Below are 13,953 nucleotides of genomic sequence, written 5' to 3'. Positions count from 1 at the left end.
TACGGGTGAATCACTTCTCTGCTGCGGCCGGCTGCGTAGCGGTCGGCTGGGCTGTGGCCAGTCGGGAACGGCGGATGCCGTACTGGAAGTAGACCACGAGGCCAACGGCCATCCAGCCACCGAAGACGATCCAGGTGGCGGTGTCCAGGCTGAACATCATGAAGCCGCAGGCGAGCAGGCCCAGGATCGGCGTGATCGGGAAGAGCGCCACCTTGAAGGTGCGCGGCATGTCCGGGCGGGTCTTGCGCAGGATCACGACGGCGACGTTGACGAGGCCGAAGGCGAAGAGGGTGCCGATGCTGGTGGCGTCCGCCAGCTTGCCGAGCGGGATGAAGGCCGCGAGCGTTCCGCAGAAGAGGGAGACGATCACCACGTTGGCGCGGGGGGCGCCGGTCTTCGCGTCGACCTTGGCGAAGACCTTGGGTACGAGGCCGTCGCGGGACATGGCGAAGAGGATGCGGGTCTGGCCGTAGAGGACGGCGAAGACGACGGAGGCGATGGCCACGACGGCGCCGGCGGCCAGGACGACGCCCCAGAAGGTGTGGCCGGAGACGTCGGTCATGATCTGGGCGAGCGCGGCCTCGGTGCCCTCGAAGTCCTGCCACGGCATGGCACCGACGGCGACGAAGGCGACGAGGACGTAGAGCACGGTCACGATCAGCAGCGAGAGCATGATCGCGCGGGGCAGGTCGCGCTTGGGGTTCTTCGCCTCTTCACCGGCGGTGGAGGCCGCGTCGAAGCCGATGTACGAGAAGAAGAGCGTGGCGGCGCCGGCGCTGATGCCGGTGATGCCGAGCGGCGCGAGCGGGGCGTAGTTGCCGGCCTTGATGCCCATGAAGCCGATGCCGATGAAGAGCAGCAGGGTGACGATCTTCACGCCGACCATGATCGAGTTGATCCGGGCGCTCTCCTTGGCGCCGCGCATCAGGAAGACCATGGCGAGCAGGACGACGACCAGCGCCGGCAGGTTGATGAAGCCGCCTTCGCCCAGCGGGGCCGAGACGCCGTCGGGGATGGTGACGCCTATGGTCCCGTCGAGGAGCTCGTTGAGGTACTCGCCCCAGCCGACGGCGACGGCCGCGACGGAGACCCCGTACTCCAGGACCAGGCACCAGCCGCAGACCCAGGCGACGAGCTCGCCCATGGTGGCGTACGAGTACGAGTACGAGGATCCGGAGACCGGCACCGATCCGGCCAGCTCCGCGTAGGAGAGGGCCGAGAAGAGGGCGGTCAGGCCCGCGATGATGAAGGAGATCGTCACGGCGGGGCCGGCCTTGGGGGCCGCGGTGCCGAGGACGACGAAGATGCCGGTGCCCAGCGTCGCGCCGATGCTGATCATGGTCAGCTGCCACATCGTGAGCGAGCGGCGCAGGGAGCCGCCCTCGCCCTGGCCGCCCTCGGCGACCAGCTGCTCCACCGGCTTGCGGCGCAGGAGCGGGTGGGCGGGCTTGCGCGGCGCCCCGGGGGCGGGAGCGAGCGGGGGCGCCTGGCCGTGGTCGAGCACGAGGGGACTCCTTTGTCACTGCGGGTGGGGTGTGAGGCATCGACCGCAGCGGTCCGGAGCAGGAGCAGGCCGGGAAGGCCTGGGCATGGGGGACCGCCGAGCAGGCGGTCCACGCCACTCCACGTACAGCGAGTGAGCCTACGAGCTGAGTGATACCGCCCGTAATGCACCATCCTTGCACATAGGCGACTGATCGTTGCGCGGATCTGTCCAGGATGGTCCTTTGTTGCGCGGGGATGATCGATCAGTGCGCGGGAGATCCCGACCCGCATTCTTGACACTTCGTCAGATCTGCCGCAGCGTGCCGCCATGGACCTGGACGTGCTCTACGAGATCGACGTGCCGCGGCCCTGGCGGGGAGCCCACCCGCACGGCCAGCGGGCCGCTGAGCAGCGCGCTTACCGGGAGGCGGTGGAACAGATCCGGCTAGCCGACCGGATGGGCTTCCGTACCGTCTGGGCGGTCGAACACCACTTCCGCGAGGGCCGCTCGCACTGCCCGGCCCCCGAGGTGCTCCTCGGGCACCTGGCCGGGCTCACCGAGCGGATCCGGCTGGGCTTCGGCGTGACCCTGACCCCCTTCGCCTTCACCCCGCCGCAGCGCATCGCGGAGAAGGTCGCCACCGTCGACGTGCTCTCCGGCGGCCGGGTGGAGTGGGGCACCGGCCGCTCCACGCCCATGGAGCAGGCGGCCTTCGGCGTGGACCGGGAGAAGTCCCGCGACGACTGGCGCGAGGCCATCGAGATCGTTACCGGAATGTGGCGCGAGGAGTACTTCGCGTACGCGTCGGAGCGTTTCGCCTTCCCGCGGCGCATGGTCACCCCCAAGCCGGTGCAGGATCCGCACCCGCCCGCCTGGATGGCGGCCACCTCCCCCGGCTCCGCGGAGGTCGCGGGCGCGCACGGCCTCGGGCTGCTGTCCTTCTCGATCATGCAGCCGCTGGAGGCGATGGCCGCCCAGGTGGCCGCCTACCGGGCCGCGGCCGCCGCGCCGAGCCCCCTCACCGACGTCACCACGGACCGCGTCGCCGCCTACACCCTGGTCCACGCCACCCCGCCGCGCACCGACCCGGGTCCCCGGGTCTGGGAGTCGGTCGCCTGGTGGTACTCCAACCTGGCGCAGTTCACCCTGGAGTGGGAGCTGCCGCACCTGAGCCCCGAGGAACGGGAGCGGACCTTCCCGCTGCTCGCGCCGATCCTCGAAGGGAACGTACCCGTACGGGAGTTCAGCGACGGGGACATGATCCTCATCGGGGACGCGGAGACGATCGTCACCAAGGCCAAGCGGTACGCGGACCTCGGCGTCGACCAGCTCATCTGCTACGTCCAGTGGGGGTACCTGGAGCACCGGGAGATCCTGCGGACCCTGGAGATCCTGGGCAAGGAAGTCATCCCGGAACTGGCCCGGTACACGCCCCGCAAGGCCTCCGCGTGAGCGACGGCCCCGCGCCCGGGAGCGCACCGGACGCCGTCCCCGACACCTCGCCCGTCCCCGACTACGCCGCCCTCCACCGGCTCGACGGCCGGGCCCTGGTCCTGCTCGGCGCGGGCAACGGCATCGGCCGCCAGACCGCGCACGCGCTGGCCGCCGGCGGAGCCCGCGTGCTGTGCGTGGACGCGGACGAGGAGCGGGCCCGGGCGGTCGCCGCCGAGACCGGGGGCGTCCCGTACGCCGCCGACGTCACGCGGCGCGAGGCCGTACGGGAGCTCTTCGCCGCGGCGCCGGAGCTGCTCGGGGGCCGCCCGGTCGGCGGGGTCGTCGACATCGTCGGCATGGCCCGGTACGCCGCGCTGCCCGAGCTGGACGACGAGGGCTGGGACTGGCACTTCGACCTGGTGCTGCGGCACGCCTGGCTGGCCGTCCAGTACGGCGGCGGGGCCGTCGCCGCGGCCGGCGGTGGACCCCTGGTCTTCGTCGCCTCCGTCTCCGGGCTCACCGCCGCCCCGCTGCACGCCGCGTACGGGGCCGCGAAGGCCGGCCTGATCTCCTTGGTGCGCTCGGCGGCGGTAGAGCTGGGCCCGCGCGGGGTACGGGTCAACGCGGTGGCACCGGGGGTGGTGTGGACCCCGCGGGTGGCCGCCCTGCTGGGCCCCGAGGGGCGCAGGCTCAATGCGGAGAACGCCCCGCTGGGCCGGGTCGCCGAGACCCGGGACATCGCGGCCGCACTGTACTTCCTGGCTTCGCCGCAGTCCTCGTACATGACGGGCCAGACGCTGGTCGTGGACGGCGGCGTCGGCGTGAAGTTCCCGTACCCGACGGTCGGAGGCGCACGATGAGCACACGGGAAGCCGGGCCGGACGCAGGCTCGGACATGGGCATAGCCATGGGCCCAGGCGCAGGCGCAGGCATGGATGCAGGCGCAGGCGTGGGTACAGGCGCAGGCGTAGGCACAGGTGCGGGAACGGCCGCGCACACCGGCGCCGAGGCCGGGCCGTGGCTGGACCCGGGGCCCTTCCTGCGCGGGGTGGCCTGGCTGGACGGGGGCCGGCCCGTGCGGGCCGACCCGGCCGACACCATGCGGCTGCCCTGGGACACCGGCGAGCGGGCCACCCTGCCCATCGGGGTGCGCCTGGAGTTCACCGCGCCCGGCACCCGGGCGGTGGAGATCCACTACCGGGCGACCGTGCCCGGCCCCACCGACGCGCTGCGCGACCTCGCGCACGGGTTCGCCCTGTGGGACCGGCACGGGGTGGTCGCCGAGCTGTACACCGAGCCGGCCGCCGAGGCCGTCGTACGCCTCGAACTGCCGGGCGGCTCCGGCCCGTTCACCATCCACCCGCCCGAGACCCAGTCCCCGCTGATCCTCGGCCTGCGCGGGATCGGCGGCCCGGTCGCCCCCGCTCCGCCCGCCACCCGCTGGGTGGTGCACGGCGACTCCATCACCGAGGGCTGGTGGTCCACCCGGCCCGCGCACGGCTGGCCCGCGGTGGCCGGGCGGGCGCTGGGCTGGGACACCGTCAACCTCGGCTACGCGGGCGCCGCGCGCGGGGAGCTGGCCTGCGCCGAGCAGCTCGCCGGACTCCCCGCCGACGTCCTCACCCTCGCCTTCGGCACCAACTGCTGGTCCCGCGTGCCCTTTTCGGCCCCCCTGCTGTACGAGACCACCCGCGCGTTCCTCGAACTGGTCCGCCAGGGCCACCCCCGGACCCCGCTGCTCCTGCTCTCCCCCGTGCTGCGCCCGGACGCGGAGCGCACCCCGAACAAGCTGGGCGCCACCCTGGGCGCCCTGCGCGACGCGATGGAGCGCGCCACCCGGGAGCGGATCGCCGCCGGGGACGAGCGGCTGGTGCTGCTGCCGGGGCGGGAGCTGCTGGGCCCCGAGCACTTGGCGGACGGGCTGCACCCCAACGACGCCGGACACCGCACGCTCGGCCTCGCTGTGGCCACGGCCGTGAAGCGGGCCGGGTTCGACCTGGGGTGAGTGAAACAGCCCACATCGGAGGAATTGAACAGATCGGCCCCGCCAGGGCGTGTCCTGCACAAGTTGCCGCCGCTCCACTCCGCTCGGACGGAGGAGAGCCGCGGCGCAGGCAGGGACACACACGTGGGAGAGATCAAGATGGGCATCAAGCGCGGAACCACCCTGGCGGCCGTGGCGGTCGTCGTCGCACTCACCGCGACCGCGTGCGGCGGGAGCGACTCGGCGGGCGACAACGCCAAGCCGGCCGGAGCGGTCGCCGCTCCCTCCCAGGCCCCGTCCTCGGGCGACGGCTACGGTGCGGGCTCGGGCTCCGACGCCGACACGGTCGGCGCCGCCAAGCCCGGCGGCCAACTGGCCATCGCCCAGGACGAGAAGCTCGGCTCCGTCCTCGCCGACAGCGCGGGCTTCACCCTCTACCGCTTCGACAAGGACACCGCGAAGCCGTCCAAGTCCTCCTGCGACGGGGACTGCGCGAAGGTCTGGCCGGTGGTCGCGGCCGGCGACGCCACCGCCGCGGCGGGCATGGACCCGGCGCTGCTGGGCGAGGTGGTCCGTACCGACGGCAGCAAGCAGCTGACGGTGGCGGGCTGGCCCGTGTACCGGTACAGCAAGGACACCAAGGCGGGCGACACCAACGGACAGGGCGTCGGCGGCACCTGGTTCGCGGCGGCTCCCGACGGCAAGAAGGCGGCGAAGGCGTCCCCCGCACCCGGCGGCGCCGGCCAGGCCTCCGGCGCGCTGACCGTGGCCAAGGACCCGAAGCTCGGCGACCACATCGTCGACGGCAACGGGATGACGGTCTACCGGTTCAAGCCCGACACCGCGTGGCCGATGGTCTCCAAGTGCGAGGGCGACTGCGTGGCCAAGTGGCCGGTCGTGCCGCCGGTGGACCAGGCGAACGCCAAGGGGATCATCGAGAAGAACTACCTGGTGCTCGACCGCCCCGACGGCAAGAAGCAGCAGACGGTGAACTGCTGGCCCGTCTACACCTTCACCGGTGACAAGAAGGCCGGCGACATCAACGGGCAGGGCGTCGGCGGCACCTGGTACGCGGTCGCCCCCGACGGCAAGCTCATCACCGTCCAGTAGACCGGCCCTACCCGGGGCCGGTCCCCCGGGGCCGGCCTCCTGAGGCCGGCCCTATGCGACCGGCCCTCTGCGACCGGCCCCCTGCGACCGGTCCTCCGGACCACCCGACCGCGCGGCCCCCGCCTCCCCTCCCCCCGGGGCGGGGGCCGCGCACCGTTTCGCGCCGGCCGGGCGGAACCTAGACTCCGCATCATGTTGCGCGTACTGGCCGTCGACGACGAGAAGCCCCTGCTCGAAGAGCTCCTCTACCTGCTGCGCTCGGACCCCCGGGTGCTCAGCGCCGAAGGCGCCTCGGACGCCACCGAGGCGCTGCGCCGGATCACCCGGGCGCTGGAGAGCGGCCCCGACGGGGCCGACGTCATCGACGTGGTCTTCCTCGACATCCACATGGCGGGGCTGACCGGACTGGACATCGCCCGGCTGCTGGCCGGATTCGCGCGGCCGCCGCTGATCGTGTTCGTCACCGCGCACGAGGGGTTCGCCGTACAGGCCTTCGACCTCAAGGCCGTGGACTACGTGCTCAAGCCCGTCCGGCCGGAGCGGCTGGCCGAGGCCGTGCGGCGGGCCTGCGCGCAGTCCGGCCGGTCCGGTGAGCAGCCCCCGGCGGCCGGCCCCGAGGCCGCGCCCGCCGTACCGGCGGCCCGCGCGGCCCGCACGGCCGCCCCCGAGACCGTCGGGGCCCCCCTCGCGGCGGTCGCCGCGTCGGCAGCGTCCGCCGCCGCCCGCGGCGCGGACCGCGCGCCCGAGCAGATAGCCGTCGAACTGGGCGGCGTCACCCGTTTCGTGGCGATCGCGGACATCGCGTACGTGGAGGCCCAGGGCGACTACGCCCGGCTGCACACCGACGAGGGCAGCCACCTGGTACGGATCCCGCTGTCCACGTTGGAGGAGCGGTGGGCGGCCCGCGGGTTCGTCCGCATTCACCGCCGCCACCTGGTCGCACTGGCCCGCATCGACGAACTGCGCCTGGACGCGGGCACCACCACGGTCCGCGTCGGCGCGGCGGAGCTGCAGGTGAGCCGCAGGCACACGCGGGAGCTGAGGGACCTGCTGATGCGCCAGGCCATGGGCTGAAGCGGCCCCGGCGGGGCGCGCCGACCGTCCGGCGCGGCGACGCACCGTTCGTCGCGCCCGGGGATGCGTACGGCGATCCGCCCGTGCCGTCGGCCGCAGCGGCGGCCGGACCGCCCGTCCGGGCGGACCCCCGCGGGTATCGTGGATCTTCGGCCCCGGGAGGAAGCAGATGTCCGAAATCCAGGCGCTGCTCGACGCACTGACCGGACTGCCCCGCACCCGGCCGGCCGGTCCCGCCGAGGCCGAGGTGCTGCTGGCCCGCCTGCGGAGCGCGGCCGCACGCTGGGCCGACGTCCTGTACGAGGCCCACGAAGGCGCGTACGGACACCTGCCGCCCCGGGCCGAGGCGGCCCTGACGCTGGCCTTCCGGCGCGCCGAGGAATCGTACGTGGAGCTGGAGATCGCTCTCCGGGACTGCGCGGAGCACCGCGATCCCGCCCGCTGAGCCATATCCGGCCTGACCTGCTAGGGCCTGTTGCCCGCTCGGGGCGCGTGCGTAGACTCCCGTGACCCCGGCATGCGGCCCGGACCCGGCACCCACCCGCCGGGCCCCGGCGCGCGACCGGGACCCGCCACCGGCGCAGGGCCGCGCCCGCGCCCCAGCCGAAGGACCCGCCGGTGAACCAGACGTACGCGCTGACCGCGGTCGCCGTCGTCGTCCTGGTCACGGTGCTGGTCGGCGCGCTGGGCCTGCGGATCTCCCGGACCACCTCGGACTTCTACGTGGCGTCGCGCACGGTCGGCCCGCGCCTCAACGCGGCGGCCATCGGCGGCGAGTACCTCTCGGCGGCCTCCTTCCTCGGCGTGGCCGGGCTGGTGCTGCTCCAGGGGCCGCAGATGCTCTGGTACCCGGTGGGCTACACCGCCGGATACCTGGTGCTGCTGGTGCTGGTCGCGGCCCCGCTGCGGCGCTCGGGGGCGTACACGCTGCCCGACTTCGCCGAGGCCCGGCTCGAATCGCAGGCGGTGCGCCGGATCGCGGTGCTGTTCGTGCTCGGCGTCGGCTGGCTGTACCTGCTGCCGCAGCTCCAGGGCGCGGGCCTGACCCTGGAGATCCTGACCGGGGCCCCGCACTGGGTGGGCGGGGTGGTCGTCGCCATCGTGGTGACGGCGGCGGTGGCGGCCGGCGGGATGCGGTCCATCACCTTCGTGCAGGCCTTCCAGTACTGGCTGAAGCTCACCGCCCTGCTGGTGCCCGCGTTCTTCCTGCTGGCCGCCTGGGCGGGGGACGGCGCCCCGCGCGCCTCCTTCGACGCCCCGACGGTGTTCCGCGAGCACACCGCCGTCACGCTGGCCGAGGACGTACGGCTGTCCCTGGACGCGCCGCTGACGGTGACGGTGACCGGCCAGGTGGACGGGCGGGCGTACGCGGGGCAGCCGGTGACCCTCGGCGCCGGGCAGCATTCCGTACGGGCGCACGCGCGGCTGGAGTTCGCCCCGGACTCCGCGGTGCCGCAGGGCCGGGCGGAGGCCGGACCCGGCGGGACGAGCTGGTCGGAGCCACTGTCCGGGGACCGGCCCGAGCTGCGGCTGTACGCGACCTACGGGCTGATCCTGGCCACCTTCCTCGGGACCATGGGGCTGCCGCACGTCGCGGTGCGCTTCTACACGAGCCCGAACGGGCGGGCGGCGCGGCGCACCACGCTGGTGGTGCTCGGCCTGGTCGGTGCCTTCTACCTGCTGCCGCCGGTGTACGGGGCGTTGGGCCGGATCTACGCCCCGGAGCTGGCCCTGACCGGGGAGGCGGACGCGGTGGTGCTGGTGCTGCCGGCCCGGGTGGTGGGCGGGGTCGCCGGGGAGCTGCTGGGGGCGCTGCTGGCGGGGGGCGCGTTCGCGGCGTTCCTGTCCACGGCTTCGGGGCTGACGATGGCGGTGGCGGGGGTGCTGCACCAGGACGTGCTGCCGTCGCGCGGGGTGCGGAGCTTCCGGGTCGCGGTGCTGGTCGCGATCCTGGTGCCGCTGGCCGGGAGCGTGGCGGTGACGCAGGTGCCGGTGGCGGACGCGGTGGGGCTGGCCTTCGCGGTGTCGGCGTCGTCCTTCTGTCCGCTGCTGGTGCTGGGGATCTGGTGGCGCGGGCTGACGCCGCCGGGGGCGGTGGCCGGGCTGGTGACGGGGGGCGGGGCGGCCTTGAGCGCGGTGCTGGCGACGCGGGCCGGGCTGGCTCCGGCGGGGTGGGCGAACACGCTGCTGGCATGGCCGGCGGTGTGGTCCGTCCCGCTCGGCTTCCTGACGATGGTGCTGGTGTCCCTGGGCACCCGCGGGCGGATCCCGCCGGGGACGGCGGCGACGCTGGCGCGGCTGCACCTGCCGGAGGACGTGGCGGGGGACGTGGCGGGGGACGTGGCGGGGGCGGCGCACACCGACCGGAGCACTGCTCGCGACGGGAAGCGGCACACCACGACCGGAGCACTGCTCTCGGAGGAGGGCGGCACACCATGACCGGAGCACTGCTCCCGATGCTCGGCGCGGCCGGCGGGGCGCTGTTGCTGGGGCTCGGCTGGATCGGCGGGCGGCGGCAGGCCCGGCGGGACGAGCGCGCCTTCGGCCTCGACCTCGGCACCCCCGTCGAACGGGCCACCTTCCACACCCTGCACACCGCCTCCCTCGCCGCTCCCCCGCTGCGCGCCGGCCTCACCGAGGACGCCGCCCGCAAGGCCGCCCGGCGCCTGCGCTCCCTCCTCGGGACCGAGGCCCTGTGCCTGACGGACCGCGAGAGCGTCCTCGCCTGGGACGGCCCGGGCGCCGACCACCACGAGCGCCGTGCGATGGCCCGGGTCGCGGTGATGCTGGACTCGGGGCGCAGCCAGAGCGTGCGCACCGAGTGCGAGCGGCCCGACTGCCCCCTCAAGTGGGCCGTGGTCGCCCCGCTGACCGGCGAGGACGGGATGCTGGGCGCGCTGGTGGCCTACGGGTCACGGGAGTCGGCGGTGCTGGTGCGGGCCGCCACCGAGGTGGCGCGCTGGGTGTCCGTGCAGCTGGAGCTGTCCGAGCTGGACCGTTCGCGGACCCGGCTGATGGAGGCGGAGATCAAAGCGCTGCGCGCGCAGATCTCCCCGCACTTCATCTTCAACTCCCTGGCGGCGATCGCCTCGTTCGTGCGCACCGATCCGGAGCGGGCCCGGGACCTGCTGCTGGAGTTCGCCGACTTCACCCGCTACTCCTTCCGGCGGCACGGGGAGTTCACCACGCTGGCCGAGGAGTTGCGGTCCATCGAGCAGTACTTGGCGCTGGCCGGGGCCCGGTTCGGGGAGCGGCTCAAGCTGACCTTGCAGGTGGCGCCGGAGGTGCTGCCGGTGGCGCTGCCCTTCCTGTGCCTGCAGCCGCTGGTGGAGAACGCGGTCAAGCACGGGCTGGAGGACTCCACCGAGGAGTGCCGGATCACCATCGCGGCCCGGGACGCGGGCGCGGAGGCGCTGATCACGATCGAGGACAACGGCGTCGGGATGGATCCGTCCCTGCTGCGCCGGATCCTGGCCGGGGAGCAGCCGGGCTCCTCCGCGGGCATCGGGCTGCCCAATGTGGACGAGCGGCTGCGCCAGGTCTACGGGGACGGCCACGGGCTCGTCATCGAGACGGGTGTGGGCGCGGGCATGAAGATAACGGTCCGGATTCCCAAATACCGTGCGGGGGTGCACAGTTCGGCCCCACCTGGCCGAATTCCCCGGCGCTGACCGGCTCGTGAGCTGCCATCCTGGACGGGGCGCGAACAACCGGAGGGATCGCCGACGTGCGGGTCGGGCGAGAACAACACCGCGAAGAGTGCCGTGACGCGTTGCGGACTTGGGTGCGGGCAGGTGCGGAGGGCGGCGGAGCCTGCCTGCTCGTGGAGGGGGAGCCCGGCGCGGGCCGCACCTCCTTCCTGCGCGAGGCGCTGACCGAGGCGGCCGCACTCGGCTGCCGGGTCCGGTACGGGGCCGCCGAGGCGCTGGGCACCGGACTTCCGCTCCGCGCGGCGCTGGACTGCCTGCATCCGGCCGGCCCCGGGCGGGCCCGGGCACTGGCCCTGCTGCGGGAGGCGGCCCGGTCGGCCGAACCGGGCGGGGCGCTGCTGGCGGCCGTGGACCTGCTGGCGGCCGATGTGGAGGAGTGGTGCGCGCGACGGCCGCTGCTGCTGGCCCTGGACGACCTCCAGTGGGCGGATCCGGCCTCCCTGCTGCTGTGGCGCCACCTGGCGCGCGCTGCGCAGCGGCTGCCGCTGCTGCTGCTGGCGGCCCGGCGGCGGCTGCCCCGGCGGGCGGAGGTGGAGGAGCTGTGCGCCTCCCTGGGCGGCGGGCCGGGCGGGCGGACGCTCCGGCTGGAGCCGCTGACGGGGGCGGAGTCGGCCGCGCTGGTGCGGGAGGTGCTGGGCGCGGCGCCCGGTCCCCGGCTGCGCGAGGCCGCCGGGCACGCGGGCGGCAATCCCCGGCTGCTGCGGGAGCTGCTCGCACACTGGTCCGGGATCATCGAAGTCCGCGCGGACTCCGCCGAACTGACGCTCCCGGTCGGGGACTTGCCGCCGCCCCCGGAGGCGGCGACCCGGGAGCTGAGCCGGCTCCCCCCGGCGACCCTGGCCACGCTCCGGCACGCCGCCCTGCTCGGACCGGCCTTCACGGCGCGCGAGCTGGCCCTCGTACGGACGCTCCCGGTCCGGGACCTGCTCGCGGACCTGGAGACCCCCCTGCTGACCGGCGTACTGGAACCGGGCCCCCTGCCCGGCGGGCTCCCGGCCGGTCCGCCCGCGCACCATTCGGCCGGCGGCGAGGCCTTGCGGTTCCGGCAGCCGGCCGTGCGGCTGGCTCTGTACGCGGAGCTGCCGGGGGCCGCCCGCAGCGTCCTCCACCAGGACGCCGCGCGGGCCTTCGCCGAGGCCGGGCTCGATCCCGTCCGGACCGCGGGGCAGTTGCTGGCGGGCGGGGCGCTGGACCCGTGGGCGGTGCGGTGGACGGCGGAGTCGGCGCAGGCCCTGATCGCGGTGGCGCCCGAAACGGCGGCCGCGCTGCTGGGCCGCGCCGTGGAACAGGACGCGGCCCGGCAGCCCGACCGGGCCGGGGACCCGTACCGGGAGGTGCTGGAGGACGGGCTCGCCGACGCCGCGCTGATGCTGCGCCGACCCGAGTCGGTGGAACTGCTCCGCACGCTGCGGGAGCGGGCGCAGGATCCCGGGCGGCGGACCGCCCTCGCCTTCAAGCTGGTGTCGGCGCTGATGATCCAGGGGGACATGGCCCGCTCCCTGGAGGTCACCGAGGAGGCCCTGGCCGAGGCGGCCCTGTCCGAGGCGGCGTCGACCGAGGAGACGTCGGCCAAGGAGGCAACGGCCGGACAGGTATCCACCCAGGAGGCAACGGCCGGACGGGCGTCCGCCGAAGAAGCAACGGCCGAGCGGCCACCCACCCAAGAGGCAAAGGCCGGACAGGCATCCGCCGAAGAAGCAACGGCCGAGCGGCCACCCACCCAAGAGGCAAAGGCCGGACAGGCATCCGCCGAAGAGGCGACGGCCGGGCGGCCATCCGCCCAAGAGGAATCCGCCGAACAGCCATCCACCCAGGAAGCATCCGCCGAGCAGGCATCGTCCGGGCAGCCGCCGCCCGGGGACGCCGCCGGCGCGGCCATGCGGTTGCGGCTGGAGGCGTGCCGGGTCCTGGCGCTGGCCGATCTGCACCGGCCGGAGGAGGCGTACGCGCTGGCCGGGCCGCTGGTCGCGCGGGCGCGGCTGCTCGGCGATCCGCTCTGCGGGGCGGAGGCCGAACACGCCATGTCCTTCGCACTGTTCCACCTGAACCGGGGCCGGGAGTCGCTGCGCCACACGGCGGCCGGGATCGCGCACGCCCGCCGCAGCCCGGCCGCCAACGACATGCGGCTGCTGCTGCTCTCCAACCAGGCCGAGGGTCACCTGCGGTTCGACGAGCCGCACACCGCAGCGGCGGCGCTGCGGGAGGCCCGGGAGCTGGCGGCGCGGACCGGTTCGACGGGCCGGCTCGTGGTCACGGAGGCCCTGCTGGCCGATCTCCGCTACCGGCTCGGCGACTGGGACGCCGCGCTGGCCGGCCTCGCCCGGGCGGAGGGCATGCCCGTCTCGGACGGCTGGCTGCCGGTGCTGACCCACGGGCTGCGCGCCCTGATCCTGGGCCACCGGGGCGAACAGGACGCCGCCCGGGCGGAGTTGGCCGCACTCGGCCCGGACGCGTACGAGCCGCCCGCGGCCCGTCGGCACACCGCGCACGTCCTGCTGGCCCGCGCCCTGCTGGCGGAGCGCGACGGGAGCCCCCGCGAGGCGCTGGAGGCGTTGCTGCCCGCGTTGGAGGACGGTGTGGACGAGGCGGTGGCCTTCGACCGTCCCTGGGCGCTGTCGGAGGCCGTCCGGCTCGCGCTGGAGGACCGGGACACCGAGGCGGCCAGGTCGGCGGTGGCCGCCTGCGCGCGCACGGCGGCGGCCCTGCCGGAGCAGCCGGGTCCGGCGCTGGCGCTGCTGCGCTGCCGCGGGCTGTTCGCGCAGGACCCGGAGCTGCTGGCGGAGACGGCGGCGCTGGCGCGGGGCGGGCTGGTGGCGGGCCAGACCCTGGAGGACCTGGCGGTGGCGCGGGCCTGGCACGGGGACCTGCCGGGCGCGCGGTCGGCGCTGACCGGCGCGGTGGCCTCGTACGAGCTCCTCGGTGCCCGGTGGGACATCGCCCGGGCCGACGCACGGCTGCGGAGCCTGGGTGTGCGGCGGGGCAGCCGGGCTGCGCGGCGCAGGCCCGCGCGGGGGTGGGAGGCGCTGACTCCGGCGGAGCTGAAGGTGGCGCTGCTGGTCGCGCGGGGCCGGACGAACCCGGAGATCGCCTCTGCGCTGTTCCTGTCCCGCCGGACCGTGCAGACCCACGTCTCGCACATCCTGGCGAAGCTGGAG

General features: G+C 74.8%; 9 protein-coding genes and 1 pseudogene. 9 read left to right on the top strand and 1 reads right to left on the bottom strand.

Translation table 11 applies throughout. The annotated features are described in order from the left end of the window. Window positions 1-10: 10 nt before the first annotated feature. A complete protein-coding gene (locus tag ACE1OC_RS33290; protein WP_407840085.1) occupies window positions 11-1,504 on the bottom strand; it encodes an amino acid permease in 1,494 nt (497 codons plus the stop codon). A gap of 309 nt (window positions 1,505-1,813) precedes the next feature. Here ACE1OC_RS33290 and ACE1OC_RS33285 point away from each other — a divergent pair, with 309 nt between their 5' ends. The 9 genes and pseudogenes from ACE1OC_RS33285 to ACE1OC_RS33245 form a co-directional block, all read left to right on the top strand. Further along, window positions 1,814-2,938: an LLM class flavin-dependent oxidoreductase gene (locus ACE1OC_RS33285; protein WP_407840084.1), complete on the top strand. Its 1,125-nt coding sequence runs from the start codon at window positions 1,814-1,816 to the stop codon at window positions 2,936-2,938. After that, window positions 2,935-3,780, top strand: coding sequence for an SDR family NAD(P)-dependent oxidoreductase (locus ACE1OC_RS33280; RefSeq protein ID WP_407840083.1), 846 nt, complete (start codon window positions 2,935-2,937; stop codon window positions 3,778-3,780). The genes ACE1OC_RS33285 and ACE1OC_RS33280 overlap by 4 nt, the downstream gene beginning before the upstream one ends. A 161-nt stretch (window positions 3,781-3,941) precedes the next feature. Further along, complete coding sequence (locus ACE1OC_RS33275; protein WP_407841758.1) at window positions 3,942-4,925, top strand: GDSL-type esterase/lipase family protein; 984 nt, start codon at window positions 3,942-3,944, stop codon at window positions 4,923-4,925. Between the two features lie 138 nt (window positions 4,926-5,063). After that, window positions 5,064-6,014 carry an SCO0930 family lipoprotein gene (locus ACE1OC_RS33270; protein WP_407841757.1) on the top strand — a complete coding sequence of 317 codons (951 nt, stop codon included), beginning with the start codon at window positions 5,064-5,066 and terminating at the stop codon, window positions 6,012-6,014. 192 nt (window positions 6,015-6,206) lie between these two features. Beyond that, window positions 6,207-7,088, top strand: coding sequence for a LytR/AlgR family response regulator transcription factor (locus ACE1OC_RS33265; protein ID WP_407840082.1), 882 nt, complete (start codon window positions 6,207-6,209; stop codon window positions 7,086-7,088). Between the two features lie 169 nt (window positions 7,089-7,257). Beyond that, window positions 7,258-7,533 carry a hypothetical protein gene (locus tag ACE1OC_RS33260; RefSeq protein ID WP_250741408.1) on the top strand — a complete coding sequence of 92 codons (276 nt, stop codon included), beginning with the start codon at window positions 7,258-7,260 and terminating at the stop codon, window positions 7,531-7,533. A gap of 173 nt (window positions 7,534-7,706) precedes the next feature. Continuing rightward, window positions 7,707-9,527, top strand: coding sequence for a cation acetate symporter (locus ACE1OC_RS33255; protein ID WP_407840081.1), 1,821 nt, complete (start codon window positions 7,707-7,709; stop codon window positions 9,525-9,527). Then, window positions 9,524-10,759: a sensor histidine kinase gene (locus ACE1OC_RS33250; protein WP_407840080.1), complete on the top strand. Its 1,236-nt coding sequence runs from the start codon at window positions 9,524-9,526 to the stop codon at window positions 10,757-10,759. Before ACE1OC_RS33255 ends, ACE1OC_RS33250 begins: the two co-directional genes overlap by 4 nt. A 56-nt stretch (window positions 10,760-10,815) precedes the next feature. Next, window positions 10,816-13,923: pseudogene (locus ACE1OC_RS33245) on the top strand (AAA family ATPase); the annotation flags it as partial. Window positions 13,924-13,953 lie beyond the last annotated feature (30 nt).

The organism is Streptomyces stoeckheimensis (assembly GCF_045822005.1).
In the GTDB taxonomy this organism is placed as follows: Bacteria; Actinomycetota; Actinomycetes; order Streptomycetales; family Streptomycetaceae; genus Streptomyces; species Streptomyces stoeckheimensis.
The sequence above is the reverse complement of the archived record's forward strand: the minus strand, read 5'-3'. Positions and strand labels throughout refer to the sequence as shown.

What these genes read in the sequence shown, in the direction of transcription:
- ACE1OC_RS33265 (WP_407840082.1), top strand. Translation starts at nt 6,207, where the DNA reads ATGTTGCGCGTACTGGCCGTCGACGACGAGAAGCCCCTGCTCGAAGAG.
- ACE1OC_RS33270 (WP_407841757.1), top strand. Translation starts at nt 5,064, where the DNA reads ATGGGCATCAAGCGCGGAACCACCCTGGCGGCCGTGGCGGTCGTCGTC.
- ACE1OC_RS33250 (WP_407840080.1), top strand. Translation starts at nt 9,524, where the DNA reads ATGACCGGAGCACTGCTCCCGATGCTCGGCGCGGCCGGCGGGGCGCTG.
- ACE1OC_RS33260 (WP_250741408.1), top strand. Translation starts at nt 7,258, where the DNA reads ATGTCCGAAATCCAGGCGCTGCTCGACGCACTGACCGGACTGCCCCGC.
- ACE1OC_RS33285 (WP_407840084.1), top strand. Translation starts at nt 1,814, where the DNA reads ATGGACCTGGACGTGCTCTACGAGATCGACGTGCCGCGGCCCTGGCGG.